General features: G+C 76.6%; 12 protein-coding genes. 2 read left to right on the forward strand and 10 right to left on the reverse strand.

What is annotated here, in order from left to right; genetic code table 11:
- From ACI79O_RS20735 to ACI79O_RS20745, 3 genes are all read right to left on the reverse strand, one after another.
- The coding region (locus ACI79O_RS20735; RefSeq protein ID WP_456915073.1) for a reprolysin-like metallopeptidase at positions 1-1627 on the reverse strand (1627 nt) is incomplete at its 3' end.
- A gap of 44 nt (positions 1628-1671) precedes the next feature.
- On the reverse strand, positions 1672-3339 hold the full coding sequence (locus ACI79O_RS20740) for a reprolysin-like metallopeptidase (protein ID WP_456915074.1): 1668 nt from the start codon (positions 3337-3339) through the stop codon (positions 1672-1674).
- 95 nt (positions 3340-3434) lie between these two features.
- On the reverse strand, positions 3435-4841 hold the full coding sequence (locus tag ACI79O_RS20745; RefSeq protein WP_456915075.1) for an NAD(P)H-quinone dehydrogenase: 1407 nt from the start codon (positions 4839-4841) through the stop codon (positions 3435-3437).
- A gap of 111 nt (positions 4842-4952) precedes the next feature.
- Here ACI79O_RS20745 and ACI79O_RS20750 point away from each other — a divergent pair, with 111 nt between their 5' ends.
- Positions 4953-5414 (forward strand): gamma-glutamylcyclotransferase family protein, encoded by a 462-nt coding sequence (locus tag ACI79O_RS20750; RefSeq protein WP_456891146.1) that lies wholly within the window; start codon positions 4953-4955, stop codon positions 5412-5414.
- A 58-nt stretch (positions 5415-5472) separates the two neighbouring features.
- Here the strand turns inward: ACI79O_RS20750 and ACI79O_RS20755 are convergent, their stop codons facing one another.
- From ACI79O_RS20755 to ACI79O_RS20780, 6 genes are all read right to left on the reverse strand, one after another.
- Positions 5473-6402 (reverse strand): hypothetical protein, encoded by a 930-nt coding sequence (locus ACI79O_RS20755; protein ID WP_456915077.1) that lies wholly within the window; start codon positions 6400-6402, stop codon positions 5473-5475.
- 136 nt (positions 6403-6538) lie between these two features.
- A complete protein-coding gene (gene meaB / locus ACI79O_RS20760; RefSeq protein ID WP_456915078.1) occupies positions 6539-7540 on the reverse strand; it encodes a methylmalonyl Co-A mutase-associated GTPase MeaB in 1002 nt (333 codons plus the stop codon).
- Complete coding sequence (gene scpA, locus ACI79O_RS20765; RefSeq protein WP_456915079.1) at positions 7540-9747, reverse strand: methylmalonyl-CoA mutase; 2208 nt, start codon at positions 9745-9747, stop codon at positions 7540-7542. The genes meaB and scpA overlap by 1 nt, the downstream gene beginning before the upstream one ends.
- Positions 9744-11639 carry a methylmalonyl-CoA mutase family protein gene (locus ACI79O_RS20770; RefSeq protein WP_456915081.1) on the reverse strand — a complete coding sequence of 632 codons (1896 nt, stop codon included), beginning with the start codon at positions 11637-11639 and terminating at the stop codon, positions 9744-9746. The genes scpA and ACI79O_RS20770 overlap by 4 nt, the downstream gene beginning before the upstream one ends.
- A 38-nt stretch (positions 11640-11677) precedes the next feature.
- Positions 11678-12937 carry an amidohydrolase gene (locus ACI79O_RS20775; protein ID WP_456915082.1) on the reverse strand — a complete coding sequence of 420 codons (1260 nt, stop codon included), beginning with the start codon at positions 12935-12937 and terminating at the stop codon, positions 11678-11680.
- Positions 12934-14139, reverse strand: coding sequence for a glutamate--cysteine ligase (locus ACI79O_RS20780; protein ID WP_456891136.1), 1206 nt, complete (start codon positions 14137-14139; stop codon positions 12934-12936). The genes ACI79O_RS20775 and ACI79O_RS20780 overlap by 4 nt, the downstream gene beginning before the upstream one ends.
- A 146-nt stretch (positions 14140-14285) precedes the next feature.
- Here ACI79O_RS20780 and ACI79O_RS20785 point away from each other — a divergent pair, with 146 nt between their 5' ends.
- A complete protein-coding gene (locus tag ACI79O_RS20785; RefSeq protein WP_456891134.1) occupies positions 14286-14543 on the forward strand; it encodes a hypothetical protein in 258 nt (85 codons plus the stop codon).
- Positions 14544-14677: 134 nt separating this feature from the next.
- On the opposite strand, the gene ACI79O_RS20790 is transcribed toward ACI79O_RS20785, so the two are convergent.
- Positions 14678-19099: an nSTAND1 domain-containing NTPase gene (locus tag ACI79O_RS20790; RefSeq protein ID WP_456915083.1), complete on the reverse strand. Its 4422-nt coding sequence runs from the start codon at positions 19097-19099 to the stop codon at positions 14678-14680.
- Between the last annotated feature and the right edge of the window lie 49 nt (positions 19100-19148).

Raw genomic sequence — 19148 nt, forward strand, 5'->3', positions numbered from 1 at the left:
GCGCACCGGGGCTGCCGTGGGTGTGCGCGTGCCACAGCACCCGCCCGTCGGAGGCGTACACCACCAGGTTGCCGTCGGGCTGGGCCACCACCCGGTACTCCCCCGACGGCGAGCGCAGCGACTGCCCGGCCCCGAGTGCCTGGCCAGGGCGCAGGAGCGCCGTCCCTGCGCCCGACGGTTCGGGGTCTGTCGGGCCGGGTTCCACAGGGGTGTCGTCCGCTGGTGTCGTCACCGAGACGGTGGCACCGGACACGGAGGTGCTGACCACGCTGAGGGTGAACGTCCCGCCGAGGACCGTGCGACTGCCGGCCGGCAGCACCGTCTGCTCGTCCGCAGCCCAGTCCTCCTGCGCCGACGGTGTGCCGTCGAGGAGCAGGGACGTGTCGCTCCGGGGACCGGGTCCGTCGACGTGCACGAGCACCCCGGTGTCGAGGCCGTGACCGCTGGCAGGGGCGAGCCAGGCGTCCCGGCTCACGGCGGCGCGGTACTCGACCCAGTAGCGGGTGGACCACGAGGTCAGCGCGAGCACGCGGGTGCCGCTGCGGCTCCCCATCGGGGTCAGCGTGTAGGTGCCGCCGGTCCCGGTGGACGAGGTGGACACCCGTGCCGAGGCAGGCAGCACCCCCAGCCGCGCGGCGTGCGGGGCGTTGAGCGAGCCGACCTGGCCCCAGGAGATGCCCATGACGTCGTACCAGTCCCAGTACCCCACCGTCCGGCACGGGGCGGACTCCGGGGAGGCGTCGCACTGCACCGCTGACGCGTGGCCGAGGCCGAAGTTGTGCCCCAGCTCGTGCGCGATCACCGAGGTGGCGGTGTCCCGCACGTAGACCAGACCGCCGTCACCGGTGCCCGAGCCGATCGTCCCGAGGCCATAGGCGCAGGAGGGGGTGCCGGCAGGGACGTAGAGCAGCAGGTGCTCGCCGGGGTCGCCGGCCCAGCCGACGGCACCGGCCACCTCCTCCCACAGGGCCAGGGGATCGCGGCAGTCGGCCGTCGTGGTGGTCCAGTCGCGGCTGCGCGTCACCGAGACGGTGACCGCGCCGTCGGTCTGCTCGCGCCAGAAGTCCCGCACCGGCCCGTCCACCGCGGCGACGACGTCGGCCAGCGTGGTGCCGTCCCGCGGCGCTCCACCCGGCTGCACCATCACCACCGTCACCGCGTTGGTGTGCGGGGCGGTGGCCGCGGCGGGCTCGGCCGGGGCGACGACCTGGGCGTCGACGACGTCACGGGCGGGTGCCAGGCCCTGCTCCAGGGTCGCCTCGTCGCGGACCTCTCGGCCCACGGTGACCTCGACGGTCGCACCCGCCTCGATGTCGGCGACGTCCTCGGTGGGGACGCGGACGGAGCCGTCGTCCCCGGTGTCGATCCAGCTCAGCAGCGTGTCCCCGGCGTCCTCGGCCGGGGCGCCGGGCGTGTGGCCGGAGTGCTCGGGATCGGCGAAGGCCTGCACCAGCTCGCCGACGACGGTGTCCCCCGGAGCCGGCTCCTCCGCGGCGGCCGGGCCGGCCAGCAGCAGCGGTGCGGTGACGGCGGTGAGGACCGCGGCCGCCAGGGGCCGCGGGCGGGAGGCGAGGGGCACGGGGAACTCCAGGTCAGGGGCGTCGGTGAGCGGCGCTCGCCTCTGCATCGGCGCGTCCGCGCGGGAACTGGACCCCTCGGCGGAGGGAGTGCTCAGTCCCGCCGCGGGAGGACCCGGCGGCCGGCCAGCACCGCCCCGCCGAGGCACAGGACGCCGCCGGCGGCCAGCGCCGGGGTGGTCCAGGAGCGGCCGGCCGGCTGGGTGGCCGCGGCCTCGACCGGCGCCGCGGCGGCGGGAGCTGCCGGCGCGGGGACCTCGGCCGGCGCCGCGGCGGGCACCACCGGCGCCGGAGCCGGCTCGGCGCCGGCGGGTGCGGCCGCGGACCGGGCCGGGGCCGCCGTACCGCCCGCGGGCAGCTCCGTCGGCACCGGGGCGGCCGCCACCGGGGGCGCCGGAGCCGGGACCTCGGCCGCGCGCACCACGGTCACGGTGGCGCCGGCCGGGGTGACGGCGTCGACGGTGACGGTGAACCGCCCGCCGGCGACGGCGACCGGCACGCCCGGGACCAGCGCGGCCTGCAGGTCGGCGTCCCAGCCGGCCCCGGGCGACGGGCTGCCGTCGAGCAGCAGCGAGGTGTCGGGGAGCGCCCCGGACCGGTGCAGCAGCACGCCGCTGTCGAGCCGGTAGCGGTTGTCGCGGGCCAGCCAGTCGTCGCGGCCGACGGCGGTCCGGTACTCGAGCCAGTAGTCGGTGCCCGCCGGGTCGGTCAGGCGCAGCACGCGCGTGCCGGCGCCGCCGCCGAGCGGGGCCAGGGTCGCCGTGGTCGTGCCGGGGCCGGCGGTCTGCGTGGCGGCGGGGGGCAGCGCGCCGAGCCGGGCGGCCTGGGCGGCGGTGAGGCTGCCCAGGTGGTCCCAGGAGGCGCCCATGACGTCGTAGTAGTCGCGGTAGGCGGCGGTGCGGCAGTGGCCGGTCTCGACGGCGGTGTCGCACTGCAGGCCGCTGGAGTGGCCCAGGCCGAAGTTGTGGCCCAGCTCGTGGGCGATGAGCGAGGCGCTGTCGTCGCGGACGTAGAGCCGCCCGCCCGACGCGGTCCGGGTGCCCACCTGACCCAGGGCGTAGGAGCAGCCGGGCAGGTCCTCCGGCTGGCTGGTGACGTAGAGCAGCAGGTGCCGGCCCGGTCCGGCCTGGAAGCCGACGCGCGCGGCGGCCTCGTCCCACAGGGCGGTGGGGTCGCTGCAGCCGGCGGCGGTGCTGATCCAGTCGTGGGCGGCGGTGACGCCGACGGTGACCGCACCGCCGGTCTGCTCCAACCAGAAGCCGGCGACCTCGCCGTTGACCGTGTCCACGACGTCGGCCAGGGCGGTGCGGTCCGGCGTCCCGCCGGCCGGGGCGACCATGACCACGGTGACCTGGTTGGTCACCGAGCCGGCCGGCACGGTGGTCGCCGGCTGCGGGGCGCGGAGCACCTGGGTGTCGAGGACCTCGTGGGCCGGCTGGAAGCCGTCCTCCCCGGCCTCGTCGCCGGTGGTGCCGCCGACGGTGACCTCGACGGTCGAGCCGACCCCGATGCCGGCCACGGCGTCGGTCGGCACGCGCACCGAGGACCCGTCGGCCCCCTCGACGAAGGTCAGCGGCTCGGCGTGGGCCTCGTCCGCGTGCCGGCCCTCGAGCGGGGTCTCCGGCCAGGCCTGCACCAGCTCCCCGACGACCGTGGTGGCACCCGCGTCGTCGGCCTGCGCCGCCGTTCCCGGGCCGGCGCACAGCGCGACGACGGCACCGGCCAGGGCCAGCGACCGCGTCAGGACTCGGGAGGCGTGCATCCCTCCCGGCATCGGCGGCCCGGTGTCCCGTGCGCACCATCGGGACCCCGCCCGTTCCACCCGTCACAGGCGCCCCGTCACGGGCGCCCCGGGCGTCACGCCAGCGCGTCGGCCCCCATCAGCCTCCGGCCGGCCTCGGTGATCGAGCCCGACAGCGAGGGGTAGATCGCGAAGGTCTGCGCCAGGTCGCTGACGGTCAGCCCCTTGGTCACCGCGAGCGCGATCGGCAGGATCAGCTCGCTCGCGCCCGGCGCCACGACGACGCCGCCGACGACGACGCCGGTGGCCTTGCGGGCGAACAGCTTCACGAAGCCGGCGCGCAGGTCGCTCATCTTGGCCCGGGCGTTGGTCGCCAGCGGCAGCCGGACGACGTCGAGGTCGTGGCCCTCGGGCAGCGTCTTCTCCTGGACGCCGACGGTGGCGATCTCGGGGTGGGTGAAGACGTTGGCCGACACCGTCTTGAGCCGGATCGGCTGCACCGCCTCGCCGAGCGCGTGCCACATCGCGATCCGGCCCTGCATCGCCGCGACGCTGGCCAGCTGGAAGACGCCGGTGACGTCGCCGGCGGCGTAGATGCCCGGCACGTTGGTGCGCGAGACCCGGTCGACGACGACGTGGCCGGACTCGCTCAGCTCGACGCCGGTCGCCTCCAGGTTCAGCCCGACGGTGTTGGGCACCGTGCCCACGGTCATCAGCGCGTGGGAACCCTCGACGGTGCGGCCGTCGGTCAGCTCGACCAGCACGCCCTTCTCCGTACGGGTGACACTCGCCGCCCGGCCGCGCTCGGCGATCCGGCCGCCGCGGGCCTGGAACACCTCGGCGATGACGTCGGCGGCGTCGGCGTCCTCGCCCGGCAGCACCTGGTCGCGGGAGGAGACGAGGGTGACCGGCACACCGGCCTCCAGGTAACCCGAGGCGAACTCCGCGCCGGTGACGCCGGAGCCGACGACGACGAGGTGCTCGGGCAGCTCCTCGAGGTCGTAGAGCTGGCGCCAGTCGAGGATGCGCTCGCCGTCGGGCTCGCTGCCGGGCAGCACGCGGGGGTCGGCGCCGGTGGCGACGAGGACGACGTCGCACTCGAGGGTGCCGGTGACGGCGTCGTCGCGGTCGAGGACCTCGACGCGGTGCTCGACCAGACCGCGGGCGGTGTCGGCCAGCCGGGCCTGCCCGGCGAGGACCTCGACGCCCTCGGCCACGAGCCGGGCGTGGATGTCGGCCGACTGGGCCACGGCCAGCCCCTTGACCCGGGCGTTGACGGTGGGGAGGTCCAGGCCGACGGTGGCCAGGTCGGTGCCGCGCATGCCGAGGACCGAGGAGTCGCGGACCGAGGTCACCGTGCCGGCGGCGGCGATGAGGGTCTTCGACGGCACGCAGTCGGTGAGCACGCTGGCCCCGCCGAGGCCGTCGCGTTCCACGACGGTGACCTGCGCGCCGAGCGAAGCGGCCACCAGCGCGGCCTCGTAGCCGGCCGGGCCGCCGCCGATGATGACGATGCGGGTCATGGGGTCTCCTGCGTCGCGGAACGGGGTGCGCTCCCATCGTCCCAGGCCGGGCACACGGTGTCGGCAGGCTCACGGGTCGCGCGGGCCACACCGGCCGTAGGCTCCCCGGCGATGGGTCTCTACGCCGCGTACGGGTCCAACATGGACCCCGCCCAGATGCTCCGCCGCTGCCCGTCCTCCCCGCACGTGGGCACCGGCTGGATCCGCGGCTGGCGGCTGACCTTCGGCGCCGAGGAGCTGGGCTGGGAGGGCGCCCTGGCCACCCTCGTCCCGGCCGACGACCCCGACGCGCCCGGCGTCTTCGTCGCGCTCTACGACCTCACGTCGGCCGACGAGCGCGAGCTCGACGCCTGGGAGGGCGCCGACCGCGGCCTGTACCGCAAGCTCAACCTGCGGGTGCACACCCTCGGCGGCGACGTCGTCGCCTACGTCTACGCCCTCGACGCCTTCGAGGGCGGCCTGCCCTCGGCCCGGCACCTGGGCGCGATCGCCGACGCCGCCGAGGCCGCCGGCGCCCCGGACGACTACCTCGCGGACCTGCGCGCCCGCGACTGCCGCTCCACCGGCCCCTGACCGCCTCGATGGTCCCGTGATCATGGCGCCGTGACCACGTCCGGACCCCCCGGATCGGTCACGGCGCCATGATCGTGCGGCGGGACGCCCCGACGAGGTGACGCCGGGCCATCGCGACCATCCGCTCGTGCTGCCGGTAGACATCGACCGCGGTGAAGTGCAGCAGGCGCCACCCCCGCTCGGTGAGCCAGTTGTGCCGGTCGCGGTCCGCCGCGAGCTGCGACCGCGTCATGTGGGCCTCCAGCCCGTCGAACTCCGCACCGACCAGGTGGTCCTCCCAGCCGAGGTCGAGGCGGTGCCGGCGTCCTCCGTCACGCACCTCCACCTGCACGCGCGGGACCGGCAGGCCGGCGACGAGGAAGCGCCAGCGCATGCGCGACTCCATCGGTGACTCCGCGCCGCCGTCGGCCAGGGGCACCAGCCCCCGGAGCCGGACGACACCGCGCAGACCCCACTGCCGGGCACAGGCCACACCCAGCTCGTCCCGCGTGCACCACCCCGACCGCAGCGCGCTGTCCAACGTGGCGAGCGCGTCGACAGGAGCGCCCAGCCGGACCACGTCGCAGGCGGTCCGTGCCGGAGGGGTACACCAGACGCCACGCCGCCGGACCGCGTCGTCCGTCCCCAGCGACGACGGGTGGACCTGCAGGCCGCGCAGCCGCCGGTTGTCCAGGTCCGGCGGGCCGAGGAAGTGCAGCTGGCGGGCAGGCGGCGGGACGTCGGCGTGGACGTCGAAGCCCCACAGCTGCGCCGCCGTCGAGTGGCAGGCCACGAGGTCACCGCCCAGCCACAGCGACGCGGCACGCACCACCGCCGCAGCCGGGTCCTCGACGCCGCCGTCGACGTAGACGCCCGGCCACGGCGTTGCCCGCCACGTCCCTTGACGCAGCAGCCGGCGCACCTCGGCAGGCGTGGCGACCGTCAGGGCCTGGTCCCTCGTGAGGACACCACCCTGACCGTCGATGGTCCTGAGCAGTCCGGATCGCACCCGACCGACCCTGGCGCGACCCGCCTCCGCGGCCGCCGCACGACGTGAGCCCGTGGACAGTCGCCGACCTGGGGATACGCCCGATCATGGCGCGGTGACCACTCCGGAGGCCCCGGACGCGGTCACGGCGCCATGATCACGGCGAAGAGGCGCCGGTCCGGCCGAGGAAGGTCTCCAGCAGCTGCCGCGCGGCCAGCGCCGGGGTGAGCTCCCCGGCCAGCACCGCCTCCTCCAGTCCGGGCGCCGACGCCCGGACGGCGGGGTGCGACCGCAGCCGGTGCTCCAGGCCGTCGCGCACCAGCTGCCAGGTCCAGCGCACCTGCTGGGCGCGGCGCCGCTCGTCGAAGGCGCCCGACGCCCGTGCCCCGTCCTGGTGCTCGACCAGCTTCCCCCACACCTCGGCCAGGCCCTCGCCGGTCAGCCCGGCGCAGGTGAGCACCGGGACCGTCCACTGCTCGTCGTGCCCGCGCAGCATCCGGATCGCGCCGGCCAGCTCGCGGGCGGCCTTGCGCGCGTCGGCGGCGGCCGGCCCGTCGGCCTTGTTGACGGCGATGACGTCGGCGATCTCGAGGATGCCGCGCTTGATGCCCTGCAGCTGGTCGCCGGTGCGGGCGAGGGTGAGGAACAGGAAGGAGTCGACCATCTCCGCGACGGTGACCTCGGACTGCCCGACGCCGACGGTCTCGACCAGCACGACGTCGTGGCCCGCGGCCTCGACGACGACCATCGACTCGCGCGTCGCCTGCGCCACCCCGCCCAGCGTGCCCGCGGTCGGGGCCGGCCGGATGAACGCCCGCGGGTCGACCGCCAGCCGCGCCATGCGGGTCTTGTCGCCGAGGATCGACCCGCCCGAGCGCGCCGACGACGGGTCGACGGCGAGCACCGCGACCCGGTGACCGGCCGCGGTCAGGTCCACCCCGAGCTGGTCGATGAAGGTCGACTTGCCCACGCCGGGCACCCCGCTGATGCCCACCCGTCGCGCTCCCCCGGCGTGCGGCAGCAGCTCGACCAGCAGCTCCTGCGCGCGCTCGCGGTGGTCGGCGCGGCGCGACTCGACCAGGGTGATCGCGCGCGCCAGCGCCCGGCGGTCCCCGCCGAGCACCCCCTCGACGAGCGCCGGGACGTCGGGAGCGGGCATCAGTGCCCGAGTCGCTGCGACAGCGTCCGCAGCAGCTCCTGCGCCGCGTCGGCGATGACCGTGCCGGGCGGGAACACCGCGGCCGCGCCCATCTCCCGCAGCCGCGGGACGTCGTCGGGCGGGATGACCCCACCGACCACGACCAGCACGTCGTCGGCCCCGAGGTCGGCGAGCGCCTGCTTCAGCGCCGGCACCAGCGTCAGGTGGCCCGCGGCCAGCGAGGAGACGCCGACGACGTGCACGTCGGCCTCGACCGCCTGCCGGGCGACCTCCTCCGGCGTCTGGAACAGCGGGCCGACGTCGACGTCGAAGCCGAGGTCGGCGAACGCGGTGGCGATCACCTTCTGCCCGCGGTCGTGGCCGTCCTGGCCCATCTTGGCGACCAGGATCCGGGGACGGCGACCCTCGGCCTCCTCGAAGGCCGCGGTCAGCCGGCGGGTCTCCTCGAGCGGCCCGGAGCGGCCGGCCTCGTCGCGGTACACACCGGAGATGGTGCGCACCTGGCCGGCGTGCCGCCCGTAGACCTCCTCCAGCGCGCCGGAGATCTCCCCGACCGTCGCCTTCGCCCGCGCGGCGTCGACGGCCAGCGTGAGCAGGTTGGCGTCGAGCTCGCGGCCCCGGCGCCCCTCGGTCGCGGCCCGGGCGGCGTCGGTGAGCCGGCGCAGCGCGTCCCGGACGGCGGCGTCGTCGCGCGAGGCCCGCAGCTGCTCGAGCTTGGCCTTCTGCTGGGCGAGGACGTCGGCGTTGTCGACGCGCAGCACCTCGATCGCCTCGTCGGCCTCGACCCGGTACCTGTTGACGCCGATCACCGGCTGGCGGCCGGAGTCGATGCGCGCCTGGGTGCGGGCGGCGGCCTCCTCGATGCGCAGCTTGGGGATGCCGTCGTCGATGGCCTGCGCCATGCCGCCGTGCTCGGCGACCTCCTCGATGTGCGCCCAGGCGCGGCGGGCCAGGTCGTAGGTGAGCTTCTCGACGTACGCCGACCCGCCCCACGGGTCGATCACCCGCGTCGTCCCCGACTCCTGCTGCAGCAGCAGCTGGGTGTTGCGGGCGATCCGCGCCGAGAAGTCGCTGGGCAGCGCCAGCGCCTCGTCGAGGGCGTTGGTGTGCAGCGACTGGGTGTGCCCCTGGGTGGCGGCCATGGCCTCCAGGCAGGTGCGGACGACGTTGTTGTAGACGTCCTGCGCGGTCAGCGACCAGCCCGAGGTCTGCGAGTGGGTGCGCAGCGACAGCGACTTGTCCTGCCGGGCACCGGCCTCCCGCATCAGCCGGGCCCACAGCAGCCGGGCCGCGCGGAGCTTGGCGACCTCCATGAAGAAGTTCATGCCGATCGCCCAGAAGAAGCTCAGCCGCGGCGCGAACGCGTCGACGTCGAGCCCGGCGTCGGTGCCCGCCTTCACGTACTCCACGCCGTCGGCCAGCGTGTACGCCAGCTCCAGGTCGGCGGTCGCCCCGGCCTCCTGCATGTGGTAGCCGGAGATGGAGATCGAGTTGAACCGCGGCATCTCCTGCGAGGTGAAGGCGAAGATGTCGCTGACGATCTGCATCGAGGGCCGGGGCGGGTAGATGTAGGTGTTGCGGACCATGAACTCCTTGAGGATGTCGTTCTGGATGGTCCCGGCCAGCTCCTTCGGGGCGACGCCCTGCTCCTCGGCGGCGAGCACGTAGAGCGCCAGCACCGGCAGCACCGCGCCGTTCATCGTCATCGACACCGTCATCCGGTCCAGCGGGATGCCGTCGAACAGCTGCCGCATGTCCAGGATCGAGTCCACGGCCACGCCCGCCATGCCGACGTCACCGACCACCCGCGGGTGGTCGGAGTCGTAGCCGCGGTGGGTGGCCAGGTCGAAGGCGATCGACAGGCCCTTCTGGCCGGCGGCGAGGTTGCGCCGGTAGAACGCGTTCGACTCCGCCGCGGTGGAGAAGCCCGCGTACTGGCGGACGGTCCACGGCTGGGTCGTGTACATCGTCGGGTAGGGCCCGCGCAGGAAGGGCGGCAGGCCGGGGTAGGTCCGCAGGAAGTCCAGCCCGGCCAGGTCGGCCGGGGTGGCCAGCGGCGGGACGGCGATGCCCTCGGGGGTCTCCCAGGTCGCCTCGCCGACGCCGCGCCCGGTCGCCTCCTCGAACGCCTTCGCCCAGTCGTCGGCGCCGGCGCCCGCCGCCGGGCGGCCCAGCTCGACGGAACCGAAGTCGGGGATCCCGCTCATGCCCGCTCCTCAGAGCCATTTGCGCGATGAAGGCCCAGCTGCTCGTGGACCGTCCGGAGCACCGCCAGCGCGTCGCACCCGGCGTACACGTACCCGTCGACGCCGTCCACCCCGAGCGACGGCTTGCCGGCCAGCCACACGGAGCTCGCGCCGGCGGCCCGCAGGTCCGCGGCCAGCCCGGCGGCCGACTCCGCGTAGTCGGCGTCGGTGCCGCAGATGCAGGCCACCGTCGTCCCGGCGCCGGCGAGGCCGGAGGCCCCGTCGCCAGCAGGTGTCGCCACGCCTCCGGCCTGGAACAGGTTGCCCGCGAAGGTGGCCCGGGCGGTGTGCCGCGCGACCGACCCGATCGTGGCGAGGTAGACCCGCGGCCGCTCCGCGGCGGCGTCAGCGCGGTCGCGCAGCTCCTCGTACTCCTGGGCGGCGCGCACGCGCGGCAGCCCGCCGGTGGGGCGGAGTTCGGCGGCCGGCTGCCGATCGGGCAGCTCCTCGGTCGGGTTCGGGAACTCGCTGACACCGGTGATCGCGTCGGCGCGCGTGGCCAGCCGCTTCGCGCGGGCGTCCCAGGCGGCAGCCAGCCGGTCGCGGACCAGCCCCGACGACAGCGCCGCGGCCAGCCCGCCGGCCCGCTCGATCTCGGTGAACCAGGCCCACGCCGCCCGGGCGAGGTCCTCGGTGAGCGACTCGACGTACCAGGAGCCGCCGGCCGGGTCGAGCACGCGGGCCAGGTGCCCCTCGTCCACCAGCAGGCTCTGGGTGTTGCGCGCGATCCGCCGGGAGAAGGCGTCGGGCAGGCCGAGCGCGGCGTCGAACGGCTGCACGGTCACGACGTCGGCCCCACCCACGCCGGCGGCGAAGCAGGCCACCGTGGTGCGCAGCATGTTCACCCAGGGGTCGCGCCGCGTCGTCATCACCGACGACGTCACCGCGTGCTGGCGCTGGGCGCGGGCCCGGGGCGAGGCGCCACTGACCTCGCCGACGCGGTCCCACAGCCGGCGGGCGGCGCGCAGGCCGGCGATGGTCGTGAACTGGTCGGCGGACGCGGCGTAGCGGAACTCCAGCTGCGCGAACGCCTCGTCCACCGCCAGGCCGCCGTCGGTCAGCGCCCGCAGGTAGGCCACCCCGGCGGCCAGCGAGCAGCCGAGCTCCTCGACGGCGGTGGCCCCCGCATCGTGGAAGACGGTGCCGTCGACGACGACGGTGCGCCAGCCCGACGGCGCCCGGCGGGCGAGACCGGCCAGCCCGGAGAGGTCCTGCTCCTCGCCGGAGGCGGCGTGCACGCCGAGCGGGTCGAGGCCCAGCGAGCCGCCGGGTGCGAGGTCGGTGCGACCGTCGACGTGGGCGAGCAGCGCCTCCGCGGCAGCCGGGCCACCGGAGACGGCGACCGGCGCGAGGTCGAGGTAGACGTCGGCGAGCACCTCGGGCAGCGCCGCCACCGGCACGGCGCCCTCGCCGAGGACCAGCCACAGCGAGGTGACGCCGTTCTCCAGGTCGGCCGCGACCGCCTCCTTCGTGAGGGCGATGTCGGGGTGCGCGTGCCGCTGCCGCACGTCCCAGCCGGCCGGTGTGCCGCGGTCGGGGTCGGCGCCGGCACGGGCGCCGCGGACGAAGGGCGGCAGTCCCGGCACGCCGACGGCGGCAGGCAGGTCGCCGGCGTCGTCGGCGTCGTAGAGCGGCGCGACGGTCACCCCGGTGGCCACGGTGCGCCGCAGGGCGTCCTCGACCGGGTCGGGCAGCTCCTCGCGGCCGGCCTTGCGCAGGACGCCGGCCACCAGCTCGCGCCACCGGTCGCGGTCGACGGCCGGGAAGCCGCCGGCGAGGGACAGCTCGTCGGGGACGGCGTGCTCGGCGGGGACCTCGTCCTCGCCGGGTGTCGCGGTCTGCTGGCTGTTCATCGTCGAACCCCCGGCGTCGGCTCCTCGTCGGGACCGTTCTACCGGCGCTCGCCGGGCCGTGGACGCGCGGGGTGGGTGGCGGTCGGCGCGCCGGCCGCGTGCCCCGTCGTGCCGGCGTCGGCGGTCAGGGCGTGCAGCGCGGTGCGGACCAGCAGCCGCACGCCCACCCCGATGGCGCGCTCGTCGACGTCGAAGGTGCCGCGGTGCAGGTCGAGCGGGGCACTGCCGCCGTTCGTGCCCAGCCGGGCCAGCGCGATGGGCAGGACGTCGGCGAACCAGCCGAAGTCCTCCCCGCCCATGCTCTGCGGGGACTGCCGGACGTTCTCCGCGCCGACGGTCTGGATGGCCGCGGCGCGCAGCAGCGCCACCGCGCGCGGGTCGTTGACCACCGGCGGCACGCCGGGCACGTACTCGACGTCGACGCGCGCCCCGGTGGGGGCGACGACCTGCTCGACCAGCCGGCGCAGCAGCGCCTCGGCGTCCTTCCACTGCTCGCGGTCGAGCACCCGCACGGTGCCGCGCAGGGTGCCGCGCTGCGGGATGGCGTTGGGCGCGACGCCGGCGTTGACCGCGCCCCAGACGAGCGAGAAGCCGGCCCGCGGGTCGACCTGCCGGGAGAGCAGCCCGGGCAGGTCGGTGATGAGCCGGCCGAGGGCGTCGACGAGGTCGACGGTCAGCTGCGGGCGCGCGGTGTGCCCGCCGGGCCCGGTCAGCGTGACGTCGACCCGGTCGCAGGCGGCGGTGATCGAGCCGGTGCGCAGGCCCACGGTGCCCACCGGGATGGCCGGGTCGCAGTGCAGCGCGAAGGCCCGCGACGCGCCGTCGAGGACACCGGCGGCCACCACGTGGGTCGCCCCGCCGGGGACGGTCTCCTCGGCCGGCTGGAACACGCAGCGCACCCGGCCGGGCAGGGAGTCGAGCGCGGCCAGCGCCAGCGCCGCGCCGAGCACCACGGTGGTGTGCACGTCGTGGCCGCAGGCGTGGCACATGCCCTCGCGGGTGGAGGCGTAGGGGACGTCCTTGAGGTCGGCCAGCGGCAGCGCGTCGATGTCGGCGCGGAGCACGACCGTGGGGTCGCCCGAGCCGACCTCGACCACCAGCCCGGTGCCGCTGGGCAGCCGCCGCGGCGAGAGGCCCACCTCGACCAGCCGCTTCTCGAGGTAGGCGGTCGTCTCCACCTCGGCGAAGGCGAGCTCCGGGTGCGCGTGCAGGTGCCGGCGCACGCCCACCAGGGAGTCGAACCGGTCGGCCACCCACGTGTCGAGTCCGGCGGCCAGCTCCTCGGGGTCGCGGGTCATGCGGCGTGCCCGCCGGCGCACGCCGACGGACCCGGCACGGGACCGTCCGGGCCGCTGGCGGGGCCGGCGGCGGGCAGGCCGTCCCGGAGCTCGGTGAGCAGCGCGTCGACGACGGCGCGCAGGTCGCCGCCGGAGGCCTGCGCCGCCGCCCGCTGCCGCTGGTAGGAGGCGCCGACGGCGAGCACCCGTTCCACGCCGGCCAGCTCCGCCTCGCAGCCCAGCCGGCGCGCGGTGGGCGCGAGGTCCTCGGCGAGGTCGAGCAACGCCTGCCGCACCGGCCGCACCGTGCCCTTCTCGTCGACGATGACGTCGGCGTCGAGGCCGTAGCGGGCCGCGCGCCACTTGTTCTCCCGCAGCACCCACTCCGGCGGGGTGGGGAGGGTGTAGCCGCGGTCGAGCTGGCCGTCGAGCTGCTCGACCAGGCACTGCGACAGCGCCGCGACCACGCCGACCTCCTCGAGGGTCGGCAGCCCGTCGCAGATGCGCAGCTCCACCGTGCCGAAGCCCGGGTGCGGGCGGATGTCCCACCAGACCTCGCGCACGCTCTCGATGGCCCCGGTGGTGATCAGCGTCTCCATGTAGGTCTCGAACCCGGGCCAGTCCGGCAGCTGCATGGGCAGCCCCGCCGTCGGCATGCCCTCGAAGACCTTGCTGCGCGCCGAGGCCAGGCCGGTGTCGCAGCCGACCCAGAACGGCGAGGACGCCGACAGCGCCAGGAAGTGCGGCACGTACTGAGTCAGCGCGTTCACGATCGGCATCGCCTTGTCCGGCGAGCGGACGCCGACGTGCACGTGGACGCCGAAGATCTGCAGCCGCCGCGCCAACCACTGCATGCGCTCCACCAGCTGCAGGTAGCGCTCCTTGGGCGAGATCAGCTGGGTCTGCCAGTCGGTGAACGGGTGGGTGCCCGCGCACAGCAGGCCCAGCCCGCGCCGGTCGGCGGCGGCGGCGACCTCGGCCACCGTGGCGGCGAGGTCGGCGGTGGCCTCCTCGACCGTCGTGCACACGCCGGTGATGACCTCGACGGTGGACTGCAGCAGCTCGTGCTTGGCCTTGGGGTGCTCGTGCTCGCCCTCGGGGCAGATCTCCTCGAGCACCTCGATCGCGCCGGCGGTCAGCTCCCGGCTGTCGCGGTCGACCAGCTGCAGCTCCCACTCCACGCCGAGACTGGAGCGCTCCGAGGAGGAGAACGGGATCTGCACGCCGGTGAGTGTAGGGAGGTTCACGGCCGTCGGCCGGGCCACCGCAACCGGACCGCAACCGCTGCCGACCGCTTCCGCAACCGCCTCCCGCTGCCCTGGTCACATCGCCGGGACCCGCCCGGCGCCGCCGCCCGGAGGTACCCGTCATGTCCAGCCGCCGCCCGACCCGCACCCGCGTCCTCACCGGTGCCGCCGCCGTCGCCACCGTCCTCCTCGCCGGTCTGACCGGCTCGGCGGCGCTGGCCGACCCGCCCGCCCTCGACGACCGGACGCCCTCCTGCAGCGAGCTCCTCGGCCAGGTCGACGACTGGCCCGGCACCGGCCCCGACGGTCAGCAGCTGTACTCCGACGCCTTCGAGCAGCACCTGCTGTCCCAGCCGGCCTGCGCCACCCCGTCGGCCTGAGCCCGGGCCGTCGGGTCCACGACGCCGACCGCGGACCCTCCCGGCCCCGCCGTCCCGTCGACGGCGGGGCCGGAGCCCGTCCGGAGCTCCGCCCCACCGTCCCCGGGCGGCGGACGGTGGGGCGGCCCGGCGCCTCAGCCGAGATCCGTGCAGGTGGGCGCCCACTCCCGGTCGGGCAGGTACCGGTCCCACTCCGCCGCGGTGAGGTCCCGTCCGACCACGGCGCAGGCCCGGTCGAGCCACGCCGACGGGTCGAGCGGGTACCGCCGCCCCGGACGCTCCCCGCCGAGCGCCACGAGCTCGTCACCGGCACCGGGGACCAGGTGGGCGAACCCCTCCCCCGGCTCGGTGGAGGCCGGTAGAGGGCGTGCCCGGACCAGCTGGCGGGCCGTGTCGAAGAGGGACACGCGGCCGTCGGCACCCGCGGTCACGGCCGTGCGGTCGTCCGGCAGCCACTCGACCTGCAGGACCGCGTCGTCGTGCACGTCCACCGGGTCGCCGGACCACTCCCAGGAGCCGGTGTCCAGCACGTGGACGAGCCCCAGCTCGCCCCCAGCGGCGAGCCGGCGCCCGTCCGGCGAGAACGACAGGTCGTAGAGCCTGTCGTCCTCGGCCAGCGGCAGGATCCGGTCGATCTCGAGGGTCCGGGCGTCCAGCACCACCAGCTCGGCCGCCCCGGCATGCGCCACGGCCAGCCGGCTGCCGTCCGGGCTCGCCTCGATCGACTGCGGCGCCCCGATCTCCAGCCGGTCCAGGCGCTGCCAGCTGCCGACCTCGACGACGACCAGGCCACCGTCGAGGTTCGACCCGAGGCGTCCCTCGGCGCACAGCAGCAGGCGAGAGCCGTCGGGTGTCCAGCCGGCGCACCAGACGGGCTCAGCCGTCAGCGGCTCGCCCTGCAGGTCCGTGTCGCCCGTGGGCTCGAGCGCGATCCGGGTGAGCTCATCCCGGGTCCGCGTGTCCAGGACCGTCGTCGCCAGTCCTGACGTGACCGCGACCGTGCGCCCGTCCGGGCTGACCGCGACCGAGGAGCCGTGGGACGCCCCCTCCAGGGTGTCCCCCACCACGACCTGGTCGACCACCTCCCCGGTGGCCGGGTCGAGGAAGGCGGCGGCGACGCTGCGCGTGTCCGGCCGCGGGGCGAGGCGGTCGATCGGGTCCTCACCCACCCCCGGGTCGGCGCCCACCGCCCGGGTCGGCGCCACCAGGAGCCCCTCGGGCTCGACCAGTTGAGGCCGGTTGGAGACGTAGCGGTCGGGCAGCGGCGGGTATGTCCCGCCGAGGCCCCCGTCGGCGGCCATGTCCCACTCGACGACCGTGTCGTCCACCGACGCGGTGAACAGGCGGCTGCCCGTGCCGTCCACGAAGGCCTCGACGACGTCCGCGTCATGTCCCGGCAGCGACTCGCGCCGGGTCCAGCGCCCGGTCGCCGGGTCGACGTCCCACACCACCACGGCCGCGCCGTCTCCGACCGTGGCGGCCCAGCGGCCGTCCGGGGAGACGGCGACGTCGCGCACCGTCTGCTGGTGACCGGTGAGCAGCTGCACGGGGCGGCCGGTCCGGTCGTAGAGCGTCACCGCGCCGTCGTCCCAGAGCTGTGCGGCACCGGAGGCCAGCGCGCGGAAGGCCGTGGTCCGCGCGTCGCGCGACTGCCACTGCACGGGTACCCCACTCGCGTCGGCGAGGCCGACGAGGCTCGCCAGCGGCTCGTCCATCGCCCACAGCACCGCGGCCGCGGGGTGGTCGCCGGCGACGTGGCCGAGCACCTGGTCCGGTGGGATCGGCAGGGAACCCCCTGGCCGGGACTCCAGGCGGGTACCGGTCCCGGGGTCGAGCACGGTCACCGCCCACTCGGCCGCAGGAGCCTCCCCGCCGCCGGCGTCCGCCACGACGAGCAGCTGCACCTGCCGCCCGTCCGCCGTGAAGGACCCCGCCACGGGGGTGCCACCGACCTCGTCCCCGCTCAGCAGCAGCCGGTCGGCGCCGGCCACGTCGGCGCGGCGGACCCACGGGCCCACCTCCGTGGCCCCGAAGCCCACGATGACGTCGTCGACCGGTGAGGCGGCGGCCGCCCGCCAGCCGCCCCACTCCTCCAGCCCCTCGACGGCCCGAGGTAGCGACGTCGGCCCCACCTCCCAGGTCACCAGCTCGCTACCGACCCCCAGGAACAGCGACCGCCCGCCGCCGGCGAGGACCCCGCCACGGACGCGCCCGGGGACCGGGACGGCGCGGACCGCCCGCTGGTGCGCCAGCACGGCGGTCAGGAGGGCGTCCTGGGTCTCCGGGGTGTCGGCGAGCCGCTCGGCCTGGGCGGCCAGGAGGAGGGAGACGTCCAGCCGCCCGGCCGTCGTCGACAGGGCGGCCAGCCGGTTGGCGTCGGCGACCAGGGACGCCCGCTGGGCGTCCCTCTGGGCGCGTACCGCGACCACCGCGACGAGGAGGACGGCGACCAGCACCGCCGCGAGCCCCACGGCCAGCGAGCGGGTCCGCCGCCGGGCCGCCGCCTCGCGGTCGGCGCGGCGGTGCGCCGCCTCGAGTTCCGCGTCGGCCGCGGCGCGGGAGGCGTCGATGAAGGCCCGCTCGACCGGGGTGGGCTCGTCGCCGGCGCCGGCCGCCCAGTCCAGCGCGGCGGTCAGCCGGGCGCCGCGGTACAGCTCGTCGTCCGGGCGCCCGGCGCGGTCCCAGTCGCGGGCGGCCGGGGTCAGGTGCCGGCGCACCGCCCGCCCGGCGGCGTCCTCCTCCAGCCAGCGGGCCAGCCGCGGCCAGGCGGTCAGCAGCGCCTCGTGGGTGACCTCGAGGCGGTCGGCGTCGACCGACAGCAGCCGCCGGGCGAGGAACTCCTCCACGACGGCGCGCCGCGCCCCGTCGGTCCCCAGGTCCGCGGTCGGCAGCGGCCGGCGGACCAGCGCGCCGGCGTCGTCGACGTCGGCCAGTCGGACGAACAGCCGGCGGGCGAGCTCGCGGCCCGGCTCGTCGAGCGCGGCGTACGCGACCTCCGCGGAGCGGGCCAGCGCTCCCGCGACCCCGCCGGCGGACACGTAGCCGGCCAGGGTCAGCAGGTCGCCGCGGCGCCGCTCCCAGGTGGCGACCAGCGCCGCCGACAGCAGCGGCAACGCCCCGGGCCGGCCCAGCCCGTCGGCCACCACGGCGTCCACCAGGTCGTCCTCCGCCCGCAGTCCCACCGCCGCCGCCGGGTCCCGGACCACCGCCCGCAGCTCGGGGTCGCTCATGGGCGGCACGAGGACGAGGGCCGCGCCGAGGCGGTCGACGAACCCGGGGTGCTCGGCCAGCCGGCCGACGGCGTCACCGCGGACGACGACCACGCAGCGGGCCACGGCGCCGTCGTCGAGCAGGGCCAGCACGGTGTCGAGGAACGCCGTCCGCTCGGCCGGGTCCACCCCCGGGGCCCACAGCTCCTCGAACTGGTCGCAGACGAGCAGCACCGGACGCGGCGGCGGGTCCTCCGCGGTCAGGTCGGCGAGCGCGTCCACCGGACGGCGGCCGGGCAGCAGCACCAGCGGCTGCCAGCCGGCGCTGTGGGGCAGCGCGCCGGCGGCCAGGGCGGGGACCAGGCCGGCCCGGACCACCGAGGACTTCCCCGCGCCGCTGGGCCCGGACACGGCGAGCAGCGGCGCGTCGACCAGCCGGGCGACCAGCGTGGCGACCAGGCGCTCCCGTCCGGCGAACAACGACGCGTCCTCGGCCCGGTAGGCCCGCAGCCCCATGTACGGGCAGGCGCCCGACGCCGGTGCCGGCGGTGGGACGGGGGCCGGTGCAGGGACCGGGTCGAGGGCCGGGTCCTGGGCGAGGACGGCGGCCTCCACCGCGCGCAGCGCCGGCCCGGGGTCCGCCCCGAGCTCCTCGGCGAGCACCGCCCGCGCCCGGCGGGCGGCGCCCAGGGCGTCGGCCTGCCGGCCCGCGCGGTACAGGGCGAGGACCAGCAGCCGCCACCACTCCTCGTGCAGCGGCTGCTCGGCGACCATCCGCTCCAGCTCGGGGACGAGCGCGGCGGCCTCCCCCAGCGCCAGCCGGGCCTCGGCGAGGGCGGTCAGCACCCCGTCGCGGAGCTCGGTGAGGCGGCGCCGCTCGGCCTGCGCGAAGGCCGCGTCCGGCCAGTCGGCGTACGGGTCGCCCCGCCACAGGTCCCGGGCCGCGCACAGCAGCTCCGCCGCCGCGGCCGGGTCCCCCGCGGCGAGGGCGGCGCGGCCGCGGGCGGCGAGATCGGCCAGTGCCAGCGCGTCGAGGTCGGCCCGCTCGACGGCCAGCGCGTACCCGGGCCCGCGGCGGACGACGTGCCGGCCGGTGGAGCCCCGGGGGCGGTCCGGCTCGAGGGCGCTGCGCAGCCGCACGAGGTGGGCCTGCAGCGACTTGCGGGCGGAGGCGGGCGGGTCGCCGTCCCAGAGCTCCTCGGCGATGCGGTCGGTGGACACCACCCCGGGCGCACCGGCGGCGAGGACGGCGAGCAGCAGCCGCTCCTTGGCGCCGGGCACCGGCACCGGCACCGGGGCACCGTCCTCCCCCCGGACCTCCAACGGTCCGAGAACCGCGATCCGCACCCGGGAAACGGTAGGAACCGCCCCCGCCCGGCGGCGGGTCCGCGGCACC

Source organism: Geodermatophilus sp. SYSU D00696 (assembly GCF_054050235.1).